This window comes from Rahnella sp. RcJ3, assembly GCF_009498575.1.
In the GTDB taxonomy this organism is placed as follows: Bacteria; Pseudomonadota; Gammaproteobacteria; order Enterobacterales; family Enterobacteriaceae; genus Rahnella; species Rahnella aceris.
The window spans coordinates 15942-36517 of record NZ_QSNX01000020.1; the positions used below are offsets into that span (position 1 = coordinate 15942).

The following is a 20576-nucleotide window of genomic DNA, read 5'->3' on the forward strand; positions in this document are numbered from 1 at the left end:
CTGATGTTTTTCACTGATTTTTAGTAGTTGGTTGCGGGGGCCGGATTTGAACCGACGACCTTCGGGTTATGAGCCCGACGAGCTACCAGGCTGCTCCACCCCGCGTCCGTCACTACTGTTTACTGCTTTATTTCATCACATTATTCGAACTGAGCATCTTTATGCGTCTGTCTCGAATTGGTTGCGGGGGCCGGATTTGAACCGACGACCTTCGGGTTATGAGCCCGACGAGCTACCAGGCTGCTCCACCCCGCGTCCGTATACTGCTTTAATTCATCGTACAATTCAACCGGGCATTTAATGCATCGATATCGAATTGGTTGCGGGGGCCGGATTTGAACCGACGACCTTCGGGTTATGAGCCCGACGAGCTACCAGGCTGCTCCACCCCGCGTCCGATGGAGGCGAACTATACTCCCCATGAGATTTCGTGCAACCCTTTTTTGAATTTATTCAAATAAAGCACTTAGTTGCTGGCTTTTTATGCACAAAATCGCCGTTTGGTGTTCAATTTGGCTCAGTACACTTTTTTCGGCTGTGGTAATTCCTTTCTGATAGGGCGTTTGTTATCGTTTCGCCAGCCATTTCCCTGAAAGTAAGAGAGCGCGGAATAATGAAAGGACGTTGGAGTAAATATCTGCTGGGTGGTCTGGTGTTAGCGGTGCTGGCGGGGTGTTCTTCGCGACCGACTGACCGGGGCCAGCAGTATAAAGATGGCCGTCTGGATAATGCGCTTGAATATGTGAATGAGCCGAATGCTACAGGCAAGCCGGTAAATGCGCTGGATTACTCTAATCAGGTCGCTGCGGTACAAATTGCCTCTTCTTCTTTATATGGTCGTAATAACACGACATTCCAGGCTGTTGAACAATGGCTGCGCTCCGGGGCTGATACCCGCAATCTTAGCCAGTACGGCATCAGCGCCTATCAGATGGAAGGTGCTGACAATTTTGGTAACGTGCAACTGACCGGCTATTACACGCCAGTTGTGCAGGCGCGCTACACCCGTCAGGGCGAATTCCAGTATCCGCTGTACCGTATGCCGCCTAAACGCGGTCGTCTGCCCGATCGTGCTTCGATTTACTCCGGTGCCCTGAGTGATAACTATGTGGTGGCCTGGACCAACTCCCTGATGGATAACTTTATGATGGAAGTACAGGGCAGCGGTTATGTCGATTACGGCGATGGTCGCCCGTTCATGTTCTTCGGTTATGCGGGCAAGAATGGTCACGCTTACCGCAGTATCGGCAAAGTGCTGATCGACCGCGGTGAAGTGGCGCGTGAGAATATGTCTATGCAGGCGATCCGCCAGTGGGCAGATACTCACAGCCCGGCAGAAGTGCGTGAATTGCTGGAACAGAATCCGTCATTCGTTTTCTTCAAGCCTGAACCTTTCGCGCCAGTTCGCGGTGCCAGCGGTGTGCCGCTGATTGCCAAAGCCTCTGTAGCTTCTGACCGTTCGCTGATCCCGGCGGGTACTACCTTGCTGGCGGAAGTGCCGGAGCTTAACGATAAAGGCAAGTTTACCGGTAAATATCATATGCGTCTGATGGTCGCACTGGATGTTGGTGGTGCGATTAAAGGACAACATTTCGATATGTATCAGGGGATTGGTCCTGACGCTGGCCACTCCGCAGGATTTTATAATCACTATGGACGCGTCTGGGTGTTAAAATCAGCGCAGAACGGCAAGCCGTTGTTCACGGCATACGCGCCATCCAACTAGATTTCAAACGACAAAGTCTTCGAACGCACTGAGGTTTATCTTTTCATGACAGCGACTTACTCCGACGCTTATCAGCAACGTTTTGGCGGAACTGCCCGGCTTTATGGTCAGCAATCGCTGGAGCTGTTCTCGCAGGCGCATATCTGTGTGATTGGTATTGGCGGAGTGGGGTCATGGGCTGCGGAAGCGCTGGCCCGCACCGGTATTGGCGCGATCACGCTGATTGATATGGATGATGTGTGTGTGACCAACACCAACCGTCAAATCCATGCGTTACGTGAAAACGTCGGGCAGGCAAAAACGGAAATTATGGCGCAGCGCATTCTGGCGATTAATCCGGAGTGCAAAGTCACCTGCATTGATGATTTTATTACGCCGGATAACGTGGCGGAGATGCTCGATCAAGGGTTCAGCTATGTCATTGATGCTATCGACAGCGTCCGGCCTAAAGCCGCGCTGCTGGCCTATTGCCGTCGTTATAAAATTCCGGTGGTGACGACGGGCGGTGCGGGTGGTCAGATTGATCCGACCCAAATTGCTGTCGTGGATCTGGCGAAAACCATTCAGGATCCGCTGGCGGCAAAACTGCGTGAACGTCTGAAAAATGATTTCAACGTGGTGAAAAACAGCAAAGGTAAGCTCGGAATTGACTGTGTGTTTTCCAGCGAGCCGCTGATGTACCCGCAGGCTGATGGCTCGGTATGTGCTGCAAAGGCAAGCGCAGAAGGCCCTAAACGCATGGATTGCGCGTCTGGTTTTGGGGCTGCAACGATGGTTACCGCGACGTTTGGTTTTGTCGCGGTATCCCACGTATTGAAGAAGATGATGGCTAAGGCGCAGCGTCAGGCTCAGGCAGCCTGACGAGCCAGGGCGATTACGCCTTCTGCCAGCGCATGAAGCCCGCTGGAGCGGCTGGTACTCAGTTGCTCACGCAACCCCAATACATCAAACAGCGTCAGCGGATCCCGCATTAAAATCTCGTCTGGCGTTTTGCCTTCCACGGCGGTCAGTAGCACTGCCAGCAAACCTTTAACGATCCTTCCTTCGCTGTCACCATAGAAATGCATTGTTCCATTCACCGCTTTTTCCGCGCCTAGCCATACCCGGTTTTCACAACCAGACAGCTCATTTTCCGGCGTTTTCAACGTCGTATCCAGCGGTGGCAAAGATTTCGCCAGCAGGATTAACTGACGGTAGCGGTCTTCCCACTGACGGAATGACGCGAATTTTTCGGTCAGTGAGGATTCAGTGATCTCATGGCCGAAAGGATGTGGCGCTAACATGGTATTCCCCAAAGAATGAATTAGTCGGCTAACAGATCGAAAGCATATTTTACTGCCCTGACCAGCCGTATAACGTCCTGTTCATTATTATACGGCGCAAATGAAGCCCGTAATGTTCCGCTGATGCCCAGAGCATCCATCAATGGCTGGGCGCAATGCTGTCCGGCGCGCAAGGCAATGCCTTGTTCAGCCAGCAATGTCACAAGGTCACTGTGATGCACACCGGCGATATCGAATGCCAGAAGTGAGGCATTCTGACAGCGGAAACTGCGGAAACCCTCAATCTGCGTAAGCTGCTCTTCAGCCAGACTCGCCAGATTTTGTGTATATTTCTCTGCCGCTTGCAGATCTACGGTTTTTAACCATTTCAGCGCTGCTGACATCCCGATCACACCGGCAATGTTAGGCGTACCCGCTTCGAAGCGGTGGGGCACGGCCTGCGGTGTAAAACCGGTCATGGAAGCCTGGGTCAGCATTTTCCCGCCGCCCTGCCACGGTGCCATATTCTCGAGCAATTTAGTTTTGCCATACAGCACGCCGATGCCTGTCGGCCCGTAAAGCTTATGGCCGGAGAAGGCATAAAAGTCGATATCGAGTTGTTGAACGTCTGGCGAACAATGAACAACGCCTTGTGCGCCATCGATCAGAACGGGCGTGTCGTTAGCGTGTGCCAGTTCAACGGCACGGGCTATATCGGGTATTCCGCCGGTAACATTCGACATTTGCGTCAGTGCCAGCAAGCGGGTTTTGTTGTTCAGCAGGGCGGAAAGGGCGGTGATATCAGGAATGCCGCACTCATCCACTGGCAGCGTGATCACCTGCGCCTGACATTGTTGTGCGACCATCAGCCACGGAATGAGGTTAGCGTGATGTTCCGCCTGACTGACAATAATCTCATCACCCGGTTGCAGTCGGGGGCGTAGCCAGCTTTGTGCCACCAGATTTATGGACTCCGTGGTTCCCCGCGTCCAGACGATATCTGCGGAATGCGGCGCGTTGATCCACTGCGCCACCAGCCTTCTGGCCTGCTCGTAGTCATCTGTCAGGGCTTGCGCCGCATGATACTGGCTGCGGTGCACGGTGGCTCCTTCCTGAGAGTAGAAATTTACAGTGGCCTCGATCACCGCCTGCGGCTTCAGGGCGGTGGCGGCACTGTCGAGATAACATTGCCCCTGAGACAACGCAGGAAACTGTTGACGAAAATCTGCGGGGTTAAAATCAGTCATACGAAATCAGATCCTTCGGCCTGAGTTAAAAATACAGGTTTATCTGTAACACAAGCCGCTTATTCATTTTAGGAATGGTTACCTGGAAATTCATCAGAGGTTTGTTATGCTGAATTACGAAGACTAGAAGCATTAGCCTGGAGTCTAACCAGGAATTTGAAGCATATTAATCTGCAAGGAGTCTATGATGAAGAAAATCGCCGCCGTAATTTCAGCTGCACTGCTGACGACAACACTTGCCGCCTGTTCGAGCAACTACGTGATGCACACCAACGATGGCCGCACCATTGTTGCTGAAGGCAAACCTAGCACCGACAGTGATACCGGTATGATCAGTTATACCGATGCGTATGGCAATAAGCAGCAGATCAATAAATCTGAAATCAAAGAAATGGCAGAAGGGAACTGATTCCTGACGTGAACACCTTGAGTCAGTCGCTCAGGTAACCTCACATTTTGCTTTGTGACAAAACCGGCTCCTCTTGCGAGGAAGCCGGTTTTGTCACATTATGCGCTCGTCATTCTGCTGCCTGGTGTTTCCTTTGCGTCCTTTATGCAGCAAAAAAAGCAAAAAAAAAGCACCGCAAATTGCGGTGCTAAAAAATCACTTTGGACAGACAGGGTAATGTACAGGAAGTGAAAAGTTTGTAGCATTCAAGCTACGCGTCTGGATTGCCAGACAATTGCAAACACAACATCACAACCACAAGCCAAAAGTATTTCAGCATCCTCATACCAATCTACTTTTCGTTCCGGCTCAGGAAGTGGCGCCACTATAGGTTTTTGCCTGTACATCCTCAACGGACAAATTATAATGTCTCGGATTAAAAAAACTAATACCTAAACCCACGGACAGGCGTTCCGCTAACCGGCGAATAAGAAGTATCCATTCTATGTCAAAACGTTTACCGCCTTTGAATTCTCTGCGGGTGTTTGATGCCGCAGCGCGTCACCTTAGTTTTACTAAGGCTGCCGAGGAACTGTTCGTCACGCAGGCCGCTGTTAGCCACCAGATTAAGTCACTTGAGGACTTTTTAGGGTTAAAACTGTTTCGCCGCCGCAATCGCTCTTTGTTACTGAGCGAAGAAGGGCAGAGCTATTATCTGGATATCAAAGAGATATTCTCTGCTCTGAATGAGGCCACACGTAAACTTCAGGCACGCAGTGCCAAAGGCGCGCTGACCGTCAGTTTACCGCCCAGTTTTGCGATTCAATGGCTGGTGCCAAGATTGTCTGGCTTTAACTCAGCTTATCCGGGCATCGATGTACGCATCCAGGCGGTAGACCGTGAAGAAGATAAATTGGCCGACGATGTCGACGTCGCCATATTCCATGGTCGGGGTAACTGGCCGGGGCTACGGGCAGAGCGATTGTATGCGGAGTATTTACTGCCGGTTTGTTCTCCTTCGTTGCTGATGGGGGATAATCCGCTGAAGGAACCCGCCGATTTAAGTCATCACACACTGCTGCACGATGCTTCCCGTCGGGACTGGCTGGCGTACACCAAACAGCTTGGGTTGCAGCAGGTGAATGTGCAGCAGGGGCCTATTTTCAGCCACAGTGCGATGGTGGTTCAGGCCGCCGTTCACGGGCAGGGTATTGCGCTGGTGAATAATGTCATGGCACAGACTGAGATTGAGGCCGGACGTCTGGTGTGTCCGTTCAGTGAAGTTTTAATTAGTAAAAATGCTTTTTATCTGGTTTGTCATGACAGTCAGGCAGAACTGGGTAAAATAGCCGCCTTTCGTCAGTGGATCCTCGCCCGTGCAGCCAGCGAGCAGGAAAAACTGCGCTTTCGTTTCGATCAGGCGTGAGGCCTGATTCCTGGGGATAGAAAGTCCTGAGTCTGCTGATGGGATTGATTAATCAGGTTTTCATCAGCAAATAACGATAACAGGTAACGCATAATGACCAGTCGTTCAATGTTGATTTTCGCCGCTATCAGCGGTTTTATCTACGTCGCTTTCGGTGCGTTTGGCGCACATGTGTTGAGCCAGTCGCTCGGCGAAGCGGAAATGGCATGGATCCATACCGGGTTAACTTATCAAAGCATTCATACGCTGGTAGTAATGATTCTGGGTGTTGCGATGCAGCGCCAGCGCAATGTGTGGTTCTACTGGAGCAGCGCCTTTTTAGCGCTGGGAACCGTTTTATTCAGCGGCAGCCTTTATTGTCTGGCGCTGTCACATCTCCGTTTGTTCGTTTTTGTCACTCCGATTGGCGGTACCTTGTTCCTGGTCGGTTGGATTTTGTTGTTGATCGGCGCATTGCGCCTGAAGAAAAAGGCCGAACGCCATGAATAAACTTGCTCTCTACTGCCGTCAGGGTTTTGAAAAAGAATGCGCAGCAGAAATTACTGACAAAGCTGCGAAGATGGAAATCTTCGGTTTTGCCCGCGTGAAAGAAAACAGCGGTTATGTGCTGTTTGAATGCTATCAACCAGATGATGCTGACCGTATCGCCAAAGAACTGCCCTTCCGCGAGCTGATTTTTGCCCGTCAGTTGATCGTGGTGGGGGAGTTGCTGAAAGATTTGCCGCCGGAAGATCGTGTTTCTCCGATTGTCGGCATGGTTCAGAACGTGATTACCAACGGTGGTGAGCTTCGCGTTGAAGTGCCTGATACCAATGAAAGCAAAGAGCTGACCAAGTTCTGCCGCAAACTGACTGTGCCGCTGCGTTCCGCGATGCGCGAATGCAAAGTGCTGGGCAAGAAAGAGAATGCGCTGCGTCCGGTAGTGCATGTGTTCTTTATCGCGCCGGGTTGCTGCTATGTGGGGTATTCCTACAGCAATAACAATTCACCGTTCTATATGGGTATTCCGCGCCTCAAGTTTCCTTCCGAAGCGCCAAGCCGTTCAACGCTGAAACTGGAAGAAGCTTTCCATGTCTTTATTCCGGCTGATGAGTGGGATGAACGTCTGGCAAGTGGCATGTACGCGGTGGATTTAGGCGCGTGTCCTGGCGGCTGGACGTATCAGCTGACACAACGCAGCATGATGGTCACGGCTGTCGACAACGGTCCGATGGCACCCAGCCTGATGGAAACCGGTCAGGTGATTCATCTGCGTGAAGACGGCTTCCGTTACAAATCCACCAGCACTAAGAACTACTGGCTGGTGTGTGACATGGTCGAAAAACCGGCTAAAGTGGCTGCGCTGATGTGTGACTGGCTGGTCAACGGCTGGTGCCGTGAGGCGATCTTTAACCTGAAGTTGCCGATGAAAAAGCGTTACGAAGAGGTCTCTAATATTCTTGAACGCATCGACGAACGTCTGAAAGAAAATGGCGTGAATGCCGAGATCTTCGCGAAGCAGCTTTATCACGATCGCGAAGAAGTCACCGTGCATATCCGCCGTTTCTGGTCGGCTATTGGCGGACGTCGCGACGAGCGTGATCGCTGATACTCGTCATACTTTGAACTGCAGGGGCGTTGGCTGCGTGCGTTAGCCCGAATCACTTACTTGCCACCTGCCTGCAATTCAAATTATTCAGAGTATCCTTCCTGAGCACTTGCGTTTGAGAAGTGCTTTTTTATGGCAAGCGCAGTTGCTGCAAATTGCCATCCAGCGCGACGTCGGTTTGCAGCGTTGATACACGTTTGCAGGCATACGCCAGTTCACGGTGCTCTTCGAGTTTTTTACGCCATTTTTCCGGCACGCCTTCCAGATTGTCGTAAAGCTCATCCAGCGATCCGGTCTGCGTCAGTAACGTGACCGCCGTCTTCGGGCCTATTCCCGGCACTCCCGGGATTTTACTGCTGCTGATCCCGGCCAGACCCCAGTAATCGGTGAGTTGCTGTGGCAATACGCCAAACGTTTCCTGAACAAACGGCATATCCAGCCAGCGTTTCTGGAAGTAATCGCGGATCTGAATATTGGGTGCCAGTAACTGACAGTACCCTTTATCGGTTGAAACGATGGTGACCTGATGGCCGCCGGATGACACTTTCGCGGCCAGTGTTGCCGCCAGGTCGTCTGCTTCATTACCTGCAGAATGCCAGCAGGCAATGCCTAGCCCTTCAAAACCGGCTTTCAGGCTGGGCATTTCCGCAACCAGATTATCTGGCATTGGTGAGCGCCCGGCTTTGTAGTCGGGCAGACACTGATGACGCCAACTGTCTGCCCGGTCATCTTCGTCAAATACGGCAACGGCATGTGTGGGCTGAGTATGCTGAATCAGCTGACCTATGGCGTTCTGGCAGGTAATCAGACAAGGCGAACCCTGAACCGCATGGATACGGCGGATCAGGTTCAGGGCATCAATAATCAGCAGATGTATTGCCATGTTAATCTCCATAATAAAGGCGACTCGCGTCGCCCTTAGATCTGCTTTAGAAGTGTGACTTGCCGTGTGATCGGTCGGTCAGGCACAAATCTCATAGCAAGGAATATATGCGCTGCCCGGCAATTTCATACGGTGCTGGGCGACGAAACCTTGCAGCAGGCTGTCCATTTTTTTCATTAAAGCCGGATCGCCGTGCAGCTTGAAGCGACCATGTTTTTCGATGGCGTGGATCCCAAATTCTTTCACGTTACCGGCCACAATACCGGAGAAGGCGCGGCGCAGTGCGGCGGCCAGTTCCTGCGGTGGCTGGTTAGGATAAAGATTCAGGTTCGCCATGTTTTCATGATTCGGTTCGAACGGGTGCTGCAAATCGGGCGCAATGCGAATCGACCAGTTGAAACTGTAGGCATCTCCGCTGTTACGACGGTTTTCTTTCACCAGCGGCATGGCGCGTTTCATCTGACGGGCGACTTCTGTCGGATCGTCGATGATGATGGTGTAGAACTTACAGGCTTCTTCACCCAGCGTTTCTTTAATGAAGGCATCAAGAACGTGGAAGTAATCCGCGCTTTCTTTCGGGCCGGTGAGGATCAGCGGTAAAACCTGATCGCTGTTTTCCGGATCCATCAGAATGCCCAGCAGATACAGTAATTCTTCTGCGGTACCTACACCGCCAGGGAAGATAATGATCCCGTGCGCAATGCGCACGAACGCCTCAAGCCGTTTTTCGATATCCGGCATGATGATCAGTTCGTTGACCAGTGGATTAGGCGGCTCAGCAGCAATAATCGACGGTTCTGTCATGCCGATAAAGCGGCCGGCTTTGTAGCGCTGTTGCGCGTGGCCGACGGCGGCGCCTTTCATCGGGGCTTCCATTGCGCCCGGGCCACAGCCGGTACAAATGTTCAGTTCACGCAGACCCAGCTGACTGCCGACGTTACGGGCATACTGATATTCAATTTCATTAATTGAATGTCCGCCCCAGCAAACCACCATGTTCGGATCTTCATCCAGATGCAGGGCGCGGGCATTGCGTAAGATAGAGAACACCAGATTGGTCAGATGCGCTGAGTTTTTGGTATTCAGGTGCTGAAAACGACCGGCGTTGTCAATTTGCCCGCTCACGAACAGAATATCGCGCAGTACAGCAAACAGGTTGGCCTGTAATGAGCGGATAATCCGGCCATCCACAAATGCGTCTTCCGGTGGGTTTACCAGTTCCAGTTTCACGCCACGCTCTCTGCGCAGCACATTGATATCAAAGCTTTCGTAACGGTCGAGAAGCTCTTTACTGCTGTCAGTCTGGCTGCCGCTGTTAAGCACGGCCAGTGAACAATTTCGGAAAAGACGATAGAGGTCGCTGCTCGCAGTACGTTTGAGCATGTCGACTTCCAGCTGAGACAACAAATCCATTGAGCCTAACGGGCTGATATGTGTAATCAAAGTTGCTCCTTGACACCAACGGGTGCAGTGATTCTTTCTGCTACCTGATTGCGGCGCATGATTTTTCGGATCATATTTTTTGCGCCGTACGCGATTTAACAGTAACCCCGTCATCAGGCTTTTACCAATGCTGACAGAGCGTTAGCTCAGTTCTTGAGCAACGTCTCGCATTATTGTCTGACAAGTCGCGCGGTTGCAGGTTCAAACGGGAAGTTGGATCTCCATGGATTGATGTCCAGACCACCGCGGCGTGTATAGCGCGCATAAACGGCAAGCTTTTCCGGCTGGCAGAAACGCAGCAAATCATTAAAGATGCGTTCAACGCATTGTTCGTGGAATTCATTGTGATGGCGGAAAGAAACCAGGTAACGCAGCAGCGCTTCATGGTCGATTTTCGGGCCGCGATATTGGACCTGAACGGAACCCCAGTCTGGCTGATGGGTGATCAGGCAGTTGGATTTCAGCAGATGACTGACCAGCGACTCTTCAACGATCTCAGCACCTTTAGCATTGGCCAGATAATCCGTGCTGAACTCGTAACTGTCGATCTCAATATCCTGCTCATCGATGCAAACACCGTCAAAATGCCCAACCGCTGAACCTTCAATCTCAGACAGACGGCTGACGCTCACCGTGACTTCGCCTTGCGCGCAGGCGCTTAAATCACGGGTTAATGTTTCCTTGACCGCCTGCCAGTCCGCGAAAACGGTCTGGTTGAAGCTGTTCAGATAGAGCTTGAAGCTTTTGGATTCGATCAGATTCTGGCTGTTGGCATTCAGACTGATTTCACCCACGGCAACCTGCGGCAGGCCTTTGGCATTGAGCCACGACAGTTCATACAGCGTCCAGATATCTGCGCCATGAAACGGTAAGTTGTCCGGATATAAACCCAGCGGTTCACGGTTCATGCTGCGCGGAACGGCCTGCAATAAAGACGCGTCGTATTGATCGACATAAGCCGTACTTTTACCCAGCGTCAGTTGCGCCAGGGCGGGGTTATCCTGATATGAGGACATGCTGTCACCTTACGAAATAGGTACAATAGAGAATAATCCCTAGTTTACCCCAGCCTTACCGGAAGATGAGAGAATTATGGAGTCTGAAGTTTCTGTAGCATTGCGTGAATTTACTCAACGTTATGTCGATCTCTGGCAACAGGAAACCGGCATGCCGCCCGCCAGTGAAGCCCTTTTTGGTGTGGATTCGCCGTGCGTGGTCAAAACAGATGAAGACAAGGTCTTCTGGCTAACACAGACGTTTACCCCTGATGCGACCTTGCAAAATGTAGAACGGGCGCTGGAATTACAGTTGCGTCCTGAGGCGCATGAGTTTTACACGACACAGTATGCAGGGGACATGACCGCCAGCTGGCAGGGAAATCCGCTGACGTTGTTGCAGGTCTGGAGCCAGGAAGATTTCACCCGTTTGCAGGAAAATCTGATCGGGCATCTGGTCACGCAAAAGAGGCTGAAGCTGACACCTACCCTTTTTCTGGCGACCACAGATTCCGAGCTGGATCTGGTTTCGTTATGCAATGTGACCGGTAATGTCGTGCTGGAACAGTTCGGCAGTAAAAAACGAACTATACTCTCGCCATCGTTATCAGAATTCCTTACAATGCTGACCGCTGTTTGTCCCGCCTGAGCAACATCATCTGAACGACCCATCCCGCAGAGCACAAATGGCTCACAAGCGTGTGAGAGATCTCTCACAAAGGCTGTAAGAGATCTCGCTAATTTGACTTAATTACTTCCTGGTTAAAATAATTTTCATAAATAAAATCAATTAGTTGGTTGATTTATTGGTTGTGAGACGGCTTACGCCCGCTGAGGTTGGCTTACAGCCTGCCTTGCTCCCAAGGCCGAAATCAACGATTCTAGTCAGGCACTAAGGAAGCATGAAGCAGAACATCAGGATGATGGCTGATTCATAAAAAAGGGGACGGCTCAGGAAGAGTCAGGACGGCATCGGATTATGCCAGGATGTTTCAGGACGAAACCAGGGACACCTCCAGGACGGAGAAGAGAGCTCACAAAGGAAGCTGAGCGGGTCACAGATGACCAAGGGACATCAGTCAGGATGACTTAGGACAGACCGTCAGGATGAAAGTTGGACGATGCAAAGGACAGCCGGTTAGGATAACCGCAGGAAAAGTTTTCAGGGATTGAGCAGGGAGCACTCAGGTAGCTGGATTGCTATAAAACGAACCGGGGGCACTGTGAAAACAGTGCCCCCAACTTTTATGTCTATAAAAATTACTTCTGTAAAATCTTCCTTCCAGCCCAAAGCGCCAGCCATTCCTCAGCCGATCGCCCCCAAGACATCATCCTGCCCCTGCTTTTTCGGCAACAGGAATAAAGTGGCAAAAATATCCAGCAGATAAATCGCGGCCAGCAAGGTAATTGCTGCGGTAAATGACACCTGTGCCACCAGCATTCCAATCACCAGCGGGCCAAAACCACCGACGCCACGTCCGAGATTAAATAACAGATTCTGGGCCGTCGCCCGGACACGTACCGGATAGAGATCGGAAATCAGGCCGCCGTAACCGCCAATCATGCCATTCACGAACATCCCCATCAGCGCGCCTGCGAACAACATCAGCGTCGGGTCAGACAACTGCGCGTAACACACCACCATCACGACAGCGCCAATCTGATAAATCAGGAAGATTTTCCAGCGCGGGAAACGATCCGACAACATGCCGAACAGCCAGATGCCGAAGGTCATACCGACAACCGTCACGGCGGTCCACAGGCCAGATTTGGTCAGTGAGAAGCCAAAGTTTTTCGACAGATAACTCGGCATCCAGATCATCAGCCCGTAATAACCAAAGTTCTGAACAGAGCACAGGATCAGAATGCCGATACTGGCTTTGGTCGTGACTTTATCGCGGAACAGTAACTTAATGCGGCTAAACAGTGAGCCATCATTATTGCTGGCAGTGTGTTTTACGAAGGCTTCCGGTTCGCCCATTGTGCGGCGGATAAGGAAAGAGGCCAGCGCCGGTAACAGTCCGACCAGGAACATGCCGCGCCAGCCGATAATGCCCAACAGCATCGGTGTCAGGAAGGCGGCCATTAGCACGCCGAGCTGCCAGCCCATGCCGACATAGGCCGAGGCGCGGTTACGTTTTTCCGCCGGCCACGCTTCTGCAATCAGCGCCATGCCGATACCAAATTCACCGCCCAGGCCGACACCAGCCAGAGTGCGATAGATCAGTAAATCCCAGTACCCTTGTGCGAAAGCGCATAAACCGGTGAAGAGGGAGAACATCAGAATGGTGAAGGTCAGTACCCGGATGCGGCCGAAACGATCGCTGATAGGTCCGAAAATGACGCCGCCCAGTACGGCACCAATCAGGGTCCAGGTCACCAGCGAACCACTTTGTGAGGAAGACAAACCAAATTCGCTGGTAATAGCCGGGAGCATGAAACCGAGGATCAATAAATCAAATCCGTCCATGGCGTAGCCGGTGACGGAGGCCAGCATGGCTTTTGCCGGTGTTGCGTGTGCTTTTTGAATGTGTTGTGCGGACATGTGGACAGATCTGTAAAGAAAAAAGTGGCGGTAGTTTGCCCGTAACGGGCGTTTATCGCTACCACGAAAAACTTATGGTTGGATAGATAAATTGGATAGGATGCAGAAAGTTGGGGCATCAGTCCTTCAATGTTATGCTTTGCGCCCCCCAGCGGAGGCTGCCCGGGGCCATGAACGAAGAGAGTCATTGATGAATATAGAAAACCAGGTTCGCCAGATTTTAGAAGATATCGAGCAGGTCATGCGTGATGAAAAATTGTGGCACGCCACGCCGCCGGAAGCGGAAGCCTTTGAAAGCAAAGAGCCGTTTTCAGTGGATACCCTGTCTGCTGAACAATGGCTCCAATGGGTGCTGGTTCCCCGTATGTACGCGTTGCTGGAGGCCCAGGCACCAATGCCAACCCGTTTTGCTATCACCCCCTATTTTGAAGTGGCGATGCCTGAAGCACTCCGTTTGCTGACTCAGCTGCAACGCCTCGACGATTTGCTGAACATAGAAGACTGACATGCTGGAAATTTTGTATCAGGACGAACATCTGATCGCAGTAAATAAACCTGCGGGTATGCTGGTTCATCGCAGCTGGCTGGACCGCCATGAAACGGTGTTTGTGATGCAAACATTGCGTGATCAGATTGGTCAGCATGTGTTTACTGTTCACCGGCTGGATAAGCCGACATCCGGCGTTTTGCTGCTGGCACTGTCCAGTGACGTGGCGCGTTTACTGTCGCAGCAGTTTGAAAATAACCAGATGAGCAAGATGTATCATGCCGTGGTTCGCGGGTATGTGCCGCAAGACGGTACCCTCGATTACGCGCTGACGGAAGAGCTTGATAAAATCGCCGATAAGTTTGCCAGTCCGGATAAAGCGCCACAGCCTGCGGTCACGCATTATCGCGTGGTGGCTCAGGTCGAGATGCCCGTGGCTGTTGGTCGTTATGATACGGCGCGTTATAGCCTGGTTGAACTGAAACCAGAAACCGGTCGTAAACATCAGCTGCGCAGGCATATGTCGCATCTGCGTCACCCGATAATCGGAGACAGTGCGCACGGTGATTTAAAGCAAAACCGGGGTATGACGCAGCATTTCGGCTGTTCCGGGCTGATGCTGCACGCCAGTCATATGCAATTGCCTCATCCGGTTACGGGTGAGCCGTTGTCGATTCAGGCGCGCTGGGATCATCGCTGGCAAAATGTGGTGACACAGTTTGGCTGGCAGGGAAAAATCCCTGAGCTTGAAAGGGTTGAGTTTGCAGAAACTTGCCGTCAGGATAGTGCACAAATTTAGTCCCTTTGATTGAAATATTGGCATCACACAGGAGTGAAACCCATGGCAGAAGTCGGAATTTTTGTCGGTACGGTATACGGCAATGCGTTACTGGTGGCAGAGGAAGCGGAAACCGTGCTGAAAGGCCAGGGTCATGACGTGAAACTGTTTGAAGAAGGCACGCTTGAAGCCTGGCAATATTACCGTCATCACTTTGTGCTGATTGTGACGTCGACTACCGGTCAGGGGGATTTGCCGGACAGCATAGCGCCTTTGTATGTCGCCATCCGTGACACCGTGGGCTATCAGCCGGAGTTGCGTTACGGCATGATTGCGCTGGGTGATATCAGCTACGATCATTTCTGTGGCGGCGGCCATAAGCTGGATGATTTATTGCAGGAACAAGGCGCATCGCGCATTGGCGAAATGCTGGAAATTGACGCCATGGAAACTGCCGAACCGGAAACCGTTGCGATTCCGTGGGTGGAAAAATGGGGACAGTTGCTTAAATAACGTCACACCCTTTGCCGTTCTGCGCGCAAGAAATAAAAAGGTCAGGCAAACGCCTGACCTTTTTTGTATTCACATCTTCTGACCGGAATTTATCAGCGGCCGTTGGTGAGTTTTTCCAGATCAGATTCAATCTCAGAAATTTTATTCGCCACGACAGATTCAAGATGGCGTAAGTCATCCAGAATTTTACGTTTCAGATCCACTTCTACCTGATCACGCTGACAGATTTGATCCAGCTCATCAATCACATAGCGCAGATTTGGGCTGATCTCATGAATTTCTTTATAACCCTGACCGGCATTATCGGCAACGATGGTTTTACGCTGGCGCGGGTATTTAAACTTCACGCTTTTAGCAAAAAACTCGCCTTTATCTCTGCGGAAATAGATCTTCAGAATATCGTTATTGGCCTCCTGACGCAGGCTGTAACGATCAATATCGTCGGGATTATTAATGCCCAGGCTTTTCAGATTGTCATACATAGCGCCACCTTCGTTTAGGAGAAAATCAGAGTGTCATGATGAACTGAACGGCGGCTTTAATCATTGATTAATTGCACAGTTTGCCGTTTAGAAGATAAAAAAATAGCGGGTTATTTTTTAAAACAATACCCGCTATTTTTAAGTTTAGTCGATTGTGCGCAATAACTCATTCAGGCCGGTTTTGCCCAGAGTTTTCGCATCTACTTTCTTGACGATGACAGCGCAGTACAGGCTGTATTTACCGTCTTTAGAAGGCAGGTTGCCGGAAACCACTACGGAGCCCGCTGGTACGCGGCCGTAATGCACTTCACCAGTTTCACGGTCATAGATTTTGGTGCTCTGGCCGATGTAAACACCCATGGAAATCACCGAGCCTTCTTCCACGATCACGCCTTCAACGATTTCTGAACGCGCGCCGATGAAGCAATTGTCTTCGATGATAGTCGGGTTCGCCTGAAGTGGCTCCAGAACGCCGCCGATACCTACGCCACCGGACAGATGAACGTTTTTACCGATCTGCGCACAAGAACCGACAGTCGCCCAGGTATCAACCATGGTGCCTTCATCAACGTAAGCGCCGATGTTGACATAAGAAGGCATCAGCACGGTGTTGCGTGCAATGAATGCGCCTTTACGCACGGCAGCAGGTGGCACCACGCGGAAACCTTCACGCTGGAAACGCGCTTCATCGTAGTCAGCGAATTTCATGGGCACTTTATCGAAGTAACGGCTTTCACCGCCTTCCATCACCTGGTTGTCATTGATTCTGAACGAGAGCAGTACCGCTTTCTTCAGCCACTGATGCGTCACCCATTCGCCATCAATCTTCTCAGCAACGCGCAATTCGCCGCTGTCGATTTTGCTGATAACTTCAGTGATAGCGTCGCGCGTTACGCTGTCAACGTTAGCCGGAGTAATGTCTGCACGGCGCTCGAAGGCTTGTTCAATAACGGTTTGTAGTTGCTGCATCCTGTTCTCTTTCCTGAATTGGTTTTAAAAGATAGTGGTACTTGTATCACATTTTATCGCCAGGGTTGAGTGCCTCAGTTAACCGGCGTGTGATTTCCTGGCGAGTTTGCTTATCCAGCGCACGACGCTCGCCATTTGCCAGAATAAATAAGTCCTCTACGCGTTCGCCGATGGTCGAGATGCGCGCACCGTGCAGCGACAGGCCGAGATCAGAGAAGACTTCCCCGACGCGTGCCAGCAGACCGGGTTGATCCAGCGACACCAGTTCCATATACGTCCGGCGGTCGGTATGCGTCGGCAGGAAACTGACTTCGGTCTGCACGCTGAAATGACGCAGTTTCGGCGAAGGACGTCGCGCACGCGGCGGCTGATAAGCCTGCGTCATCGACTGTTCCAGCGCGTAACGAATGGCTTCATGCCGGTCTTGCGCCAGCGGGCTGCCGTCCGGTTCCAGTACAATGAAAGTATCCATCGCCATGCCGTCGCGATTGGTGAAAATCTGCGCGTCATGAATGCTCAGGTTACGCCTGTCCAGCTCACCGGCGACGGTGGCAAACAGATACGGTCGGTCAGGGCTCCAGATAAATATCTCGGTCCCGCCGCGCGTTGCCTGACGGCTGACCAGCACCAGCGGTTTGGTGGAGTCATGTTCCAGCAGGTGTCTTGCGTGCCATGCCAGTTGATTGGGTGAATGGCGCAGGAAATAATCTGCCCGGCAGCGGCTCCAGATACGGTGCAGCGCTTCTTCATCAATATTATCCATACGCAGCAATGCCAGCGCCTGAAGGCGGTGATGACGCACGCGCTCGCGAAGATCCGGCGTATTTTGCATGCCGCGGCGCAATTGCTTTTCGGTGGCAAAATACAGTTCGCGTATCAGGCTTTGTTTCCAGCTGTTCCACAGGGTTTCATTGGTGGCACAGATATCCGCCACGGTCAGGCTGACCAGATAGCGCAGGCGAACTTCGGTCTGCATTTCTGCGGCGAACTGCTGGATTTCATTAGGATCCTGAATATCGCGGCGCTGTGCCGTCACTGACATCAGCAAGTGACAGCGAACCAGCCACGAGACCAACTGGGTTTCACGGGAATTCAGCCCGTGCAGTTCGGCAAATTCCAGCACATCCTGCGCGCCGAGAATCGAGTGATCACCACCGCGGCCTTTGGCAATATCGTGGAACAGGGCGGCCATCAGCAACAGTTCAGGCTGTGGCAGCCGCGGATACAGCTCCACACAGAGTGGATGTTTCGGCCGGGTTTCTTCGTGAGCAAAGCTTTCAAGTTTTTGCAGCACGCGAATGGTATGTTCATCGACTGTGTACGCGTGGAACAAGTCGAATTGCATCTGCCCGACGATCTGCCCCCATTGCGGCATATATGCCCACAGCACGCTGTGGCGGTGCATAGGCACCAGCGCGCGTGACACGGCGCCCGGATGGCGCAGGATCGACATAAACATTTCGCGCGCCTGCGGGATCATGCATAGCGGCTCTTTGAGATGTCGACGGGCATGGCGCAGCAGGCGGACGGTGGTGGAGTAAATCCCTTTGATTTCGCGATGGCGCACCATCAGGTGGAACATGCTGATGATAGTTTCCGGACGGCGGTCAAAGAGCGTGCTGTCCCGCAGATCAATCAGATCGCCACGCAGTTGGAAATCTTCATCGAGCGGCCGTGGTTTTTCATTCGGGCCGATGGCCAGAATCGCTTCATCGAACAACTGCAATAACATCTGATTCAGCTCGCCGACCCGGCGGGTCATGCGGTAGAAATCTTTCATCATGCGTTCGACGGGCTGATTGCCTTCGCCCTGATATTGCAGCAATTGCGCCACACTTTGCTGGCGGTCGAACAGCAGACGGTTGTCGTAGCGGGGCAGCAGCAAATGCAGGGCAAAACGGATTCGCCACAGGAAACTCTGACATTCCAGCAGTTCGTTGCGCTCAGCTTTGGTCAGAAAACCAAAGGCCACCATTTCGTCCAGCGATGTGGCGCCAAAATGACGACGGGCTACCCATAAAATGGTGTGAATGTCGCGCAGGCCGCCGGGGCTGCTTTTGATATCTGGCTCAAGGTTATAACTGGTGCCGTGATAACGCAGATGGCGTTCATTTTGTTCATCAATTTTGGCGCGGAAGAAGTTTGGCGAAGGCCAGAATCCGTCGCTGAAAATGTGTTTCTGCATACTGAGAAACAGCGCGACATCGCCGCAGATCAGGCGGGATTCGATCAGGTTGGTGGCTACGGTTAAATCAGCCAATCCTTCCAGCAGACATTCTTCCAGCGTACGCACGCTGTGTCCGACTTCCAGCTTAACGTCCCACAGCAAGGTAATCAGTTCACCGATGCGCAATGCCTGTTCATCGTTAAGCCGTTTCTGGCTGAGCACCAGAACATCGATATCCGATAAAGGATGCAATTCGCCGCGCCCGTAGCCGCCTACGGCCACCATCGCGGTTTCCGGAATATTGTCGAAGCCGTAGAAGGTCCACAGACGCTGTAACAGCTGATCGATGTAATGCGTCCGTGCGTCTACCAGTTCTTCAGCCTGTTGCCCGGCATTGAAGGCATCCGCCAGCCATGCCTGAAACTGTTCCATATGCTGTTTCAGGCTCTGACGGTTTAAATCGTCGTCCGGATAGACAGAAGGGGAGGCCGGTTGTAGCGGAAAAGTACGGGCGAGATCCTGCGTGGTTTGCAGTAGTACGCTCTTTTCAGCCGGGAAGTTTTCAATCATGGGTGCGCAGCCCTACACGTGAGAGACCAATAAACGTGAAAGATAAAAAAAACCGGCTTTCGCCGGCTTGATTCACAGATTTATACCCTCTCCGCAGAGCGGGTGACTGTTTAGTCGTGCGTCAGGATAGCCGGAATGGTGTCATCCTTACGCAGCGTCATAATTTCACAACCGTTATCTGTCACCACAATAGTATGCTCGTACTGAGCCGACAAGCTGCGATCTTTAGTTTTTACTGTCCAGCCGTCTTTCATGGTGCGGATACGGTAATCGCCTGCGTTGACCATCGGTTCAACGGTAAACGCCATACCCGCCTGAAGCACAACACCGCCGTCATCCGCATCGTAATGCAGTACCTGAGGCTCCTCGTGGAAACCCTCACCGATGCCGTGACCGCAATATTCGCGTACCACAGAGAATTTCTCGGCTTCAACGAACTTCTGGATCTCTTTACCCAACGTGCGCAGGCGGATACCTGGCTTGATCAGGCGCAGTGCGATATACAGGCTTTCCTGCGTGATACGGCAAAGACGCTCACCCAGAATCGTCGGTTTACCCGCGATGAACATTTTGGAGGTGTCACCATGGAAACCATCCTTAATGACCGTGACATCAATGTTGACGATGTCGCCATCTTTCAAAATTTTGTCTTCGCTCGGAATACCGTGGCACACCACTTCGTTAACGGAAATACAGACAGATTTCGGGAAGCCGTGGTAATCCAGGCAGGCAGAAACCGCCTGTTGCTTGTTCACGATGTGATCGGCGCAAATGCGATCCAGCTCGCCGGTGCTGACGCCCGGTTTAACGAAAGGCTCAATGATTTCCAGCACTTCCGCGGCCAGACGGCCAGCAACGCGCATTTTTTCGATGTCTTCAGGGGTTTTGATTGAAATAGCCATGTGTTGTCCTGCGGGTTCTGTGCATCAGGTGTGCTTTATTTCTACACCGATGTCGTCAATAATTAGCTGTGGCTTATGGTATCAGCCCTGATATTTGCTGCCAAACTATCATTTCCCGGGAAGCAATCCGGTGAACAAAAGTTGCTGCCGGGCCGTTATTTATGGTATAAAGCGCGCCGGCAATCCGCTCTGGGTCTTACGACTC

General features: G+C 51.9%; 20 protein-coding genes and 3 tRNA genes. 10 read left to right on the forward strand and 13 right to left on the reverse strand.

Annotated elements, in window-relative coordinates; genetic code table 11:
- Window positions 1-28: 28 nt before the first annotated feature.
- The 3 genes from DXU84_RS20785 to DXU84_RS20795 form a co-directional block, all read right to left on the reverse strand.
- Window positions 29-105, reverse strand: a tRNA-Met gene (locus DXU84_RS20785).
- A gap of 73 nt (window positions 106-178) precedes the next feature.
- A tRNA-Met gene (locus DXU84_RS20790) sits at window positions 179-255 on the reverse strand.
- A 62-nt stretch (window positions 256-317) separates the two neighbouring features.
- Window positions 318-394: transfer RNA gene (locus DXU84_RS20795), tRNA-Met, on the reverse strand.
- 219 nt (window positions 395-613) lie between these two features.
- On the opposite strand from DXU84_RS20795, the gene mltA reads away from it, so the two are divergent.
- Window positions 614-1726, forward strand: a complete 1113-nt coding sequence (mltA, locus tag DXU84_RS20800; RefSeq protein WP_013574173.1) for a murein transglycosylase A — start codon at window positions 614-616, stop codon at window positions 1724-1726.
- Between the two features lie 45 nt (window positions 1727-1771).
- A complete protein-coding gene (gene tcdA / locus DXU84_RS20805) occupies window positions 1772-2587 on the forward strand; it encodes a tRNA cyclic N6-threonylcarbamoyladenosine(37) synthase TcdA (protein ID WP_013574174.1) in 816 nt (271 codons plus the stop codon).
- Here the strand turns inward: tcdA and csdE are convergent.
- Complete coding sequence (csdE, locus tag DXU84_RS20810) at window positions 2575-3009, reverse strand: cysteine desulfurase sulfur acceptor subunit CsdE (RefSeq protein ID WP_013574175.1); 435 nt, start codon at window positions 3007-3009, stop codon at window positions 2575-2577. The genes tcdA and csdE overlap by 13 nt on opposite strands.
- A 20-nt stretch (window positions 3010-3029) precedes the next feature.
- A complete protein-coding gene (gene csdA, locus DXU84_RS20815; protein WP_112197716.1) occupies window positions 3030-4235 on the reverse strand; it encodes a cysteine desulfurase CsdA in 1206 nt (401 codons plus the stop codon).
- 187 nt (window positions 4236-4422) lie between these two features.
- Here csdA and DXU84_RS20820 point away from each other — a divergent pair, with 187 nt between their 5' ends.
- The 4 genes from DXU84_RS20820 (at window position 4423) to rlmM (ending at window position 7637) form a co-directional block, all read left to right on the forward strand.
- Window positions 4423-4644 (forward strand): YgdI/YgdR family lipoprotein, encoded by a 222-nt coding sequence (locus tag DXU84_RS20820; protein ID WP_013574177.1) that lies wholly within the window; start codon window positions 4423-4425, stop codon window positions 4642-4644.
- A gap of 484 nt (window positions 4645-5128) precedes the next feature.
- Window positions 5129-6049: a transcriptional regulator GcvA gene (locus tag DXU84_RS20825; protein ID WP_013574178.1), complete on the forward strand. Its 921-nt coding sequence runs from the start codon at window positions 5129-5131 to the stop codon at window positions 6047-6049.
- 93 nt (window positions 6050-6142) lie between these two features.
- Entirely contained in the window at window positions 6143-6538 is a 396-nt protein-coding gene (locus tag DXU84_RS20830; protein ID WP_013574179.1) for a DUF423 domain-containing protein, read from the forward strand.
- Entirely contained in the window at window positions 6531-7637 is a 1107-nt protein-coding gene (gene rlmM / locus DXU84_RS20835; RefSeq protein ID WP_013574180.1) for a 23S rRNA (cytidine(2498)-2'-O)-methyltransferase RlmM, read from the forward strand. Before DXU84_RS20830 ends, rlmM begins: the two co-directional genes overlap by 8 nt.
- A 130-nt stretch (window positions 7638-7767) precedes the next feature.
- Here rlmM and xni read toward each other — a convergent pair whose 3' ends face one another.
- The 3 genes from xni to queF form a co-directional block, all read right to left on the reverse strand.
- On the reverse strand, window positions 7768-8520 hold the full coding sequence (gene xni, locus DXU84_RS20840) for a flap endonuclease Xni (protein ID WP_013574181.1): 753 nt from the start codon (window positions 8518-8520) through the stop codon (window positions 7768-7770).
- A 78-nt stretch (window positions 8521-8598) separates the two neighbouring features.
- Window positions 8599-9963, reverse strand: a complete 1365-nt coding sequence (gene ppnN, locus DXU84_RS20845) for a nucleotide 5'-monophosphate nucleosidase PpnN (protein WP_013574182.1) — start codon at window positions 9961-9963, stop codon at window positions 8599-8601.
- A 170-nt stretch (window positions 9964-10133) separates the two neighbouring features.
- The gene (gene queF / locus DXU84_RS20850; RefSeq protein WP_112152495.1) at window positions 10134-10979 is read right to left on the reverse strand and encodes an NADPH-dependent 7-cyano-7-deazaguanine reductase QueF; all 846 of its coding nucleotides are present in this window, start codon (window positions 10977-10979) and stop codon (window positions 10134-10136) included.
- Between the two features lie 76 nt (window positions 10980-11055).
- Between queF and syd the strand changes: the two genes are divergently transcribed.
- Window positions 11056-11607, forward strand: a complete 552-nt coding sequence (gene syd, locus DXU84_RS20855; protein ID WP_013574184.1) for a SecY-interacting protein — start codon at window positions 11056-11058, stop codon at window positions 11605-11607.
- A gap of 657 nt (window positions 11608-12264) precedes the next feature.
- Here syd and DXU84_RS20860 read toward each other — a convergent pair.
- Entirely contained in the window at window positions 12265-13503 is a 1239-nt protein-coding gene (locus DXU84_RS20860) for an MFS transporter (RefSeq protein ID WP_013574185.1), read from the reverse strand.
- Between the two features lie 190 nt (window positions 13504-13693).
- Between DXU84_RS20860 and DXU84_RS20865 the strand changes: the two genes are divergently transcribed.
- The 3 genes from DXU84_RS20865 to DXU84_RS20875 are packed head-to-tail and all read left to right on the forward strand — an operon-like array spanning window position 13694 to window position 15281.
- Window positions 13694-14008 carry a YqcC family protein gene (locus DXU84_RS20865; protein WP_013574186.1) on the forward strand — a complete coding sequence of 105 codons (315 nt, stop codon included), beginning with the start codon at window positions 13694-13696 and terminating at the stop codon, window positions 14006-14008.
- Between the two features lies 1 nt (window position 14009).
- Entirely contained in the window at window positions 14010-14789 is a 780-nt protein-coding gene (gene truC / locus DXU84_RS20870; RefSeq protein WP_037035145.1) for a tRNA pseudouridine(65) synthase TruC, read from the forward strand.
- A 42-nt stretch (window positions 14790-14831) separates the two neighbouring features.
- Entirely contained in the window at window positions 14832-15281 is a 450-nt protein-coding gene (locus DXU84_RS20875) for a flavodoxin (protein ID WP_013574188.1), read from the forward strand.
- A 92-nt stretch (window positions 15282-15373) separates the two neighbouring features.
- Here DXU84_RS20875 and DXU84_RS20880 read toward each other — a convergent pair whose 3' ends face one another.
- The 4 genes from DXU84_RS20880 to map form a co-directional block, all read right to left on the reverse strand.
- On the reverse strand, window positions 15374-15763 hold the full coding sequence (locus tag DXU84_RS20880; protein WP_013574189.1) for a DUF3461 family protein: 390 nt from the start codon (window positions 15761-15763) through the stop codon (window positions 15374-15376).
- Window positions 15764-15907: 144 nt separating this feature from the next.
- Complete coding sequence (gene dapD / locus DXU84_RS20885) at window positions 15908-16732, reverse strand: 2,3,4,5-tetrahydropyridine-2,6-dicarboxylate N-succinyltransferase (protein WP_013574190.1); 825 nt, start codon at window positions 16730-16732, stop codon at window positions 15908-15910.
- Between the two features lie 46 nt (window positions 16733-16778).
- On the reverse strand, window positions 16779-19469 hold the full coding sequence (glnD, locus tag DXU84_RS20890; protein WP_013574191.1) for a bifunctional uridylyltransferase/uridylyl-removing protein GlnD: 2691 nt from the start codon (window positions 19467-19469) through the stop codon (window positions 16779-16781).
- Between the two features lie 110 nt (window positions 19470-19579).
- On the reverse strand, window positions 19580-20371 hold the full coding sequence (gene map, locus DXU84_RS20895; protein WP_013574192.1) for a type I methionyl aminopeptidase: 792 nt from the start codon (window positions 20369-20371) through the stop codon (window positions 19580-19582).
- Between the last annotated feature and the right edge of the window lie 205 nt (window positions 20372-20576).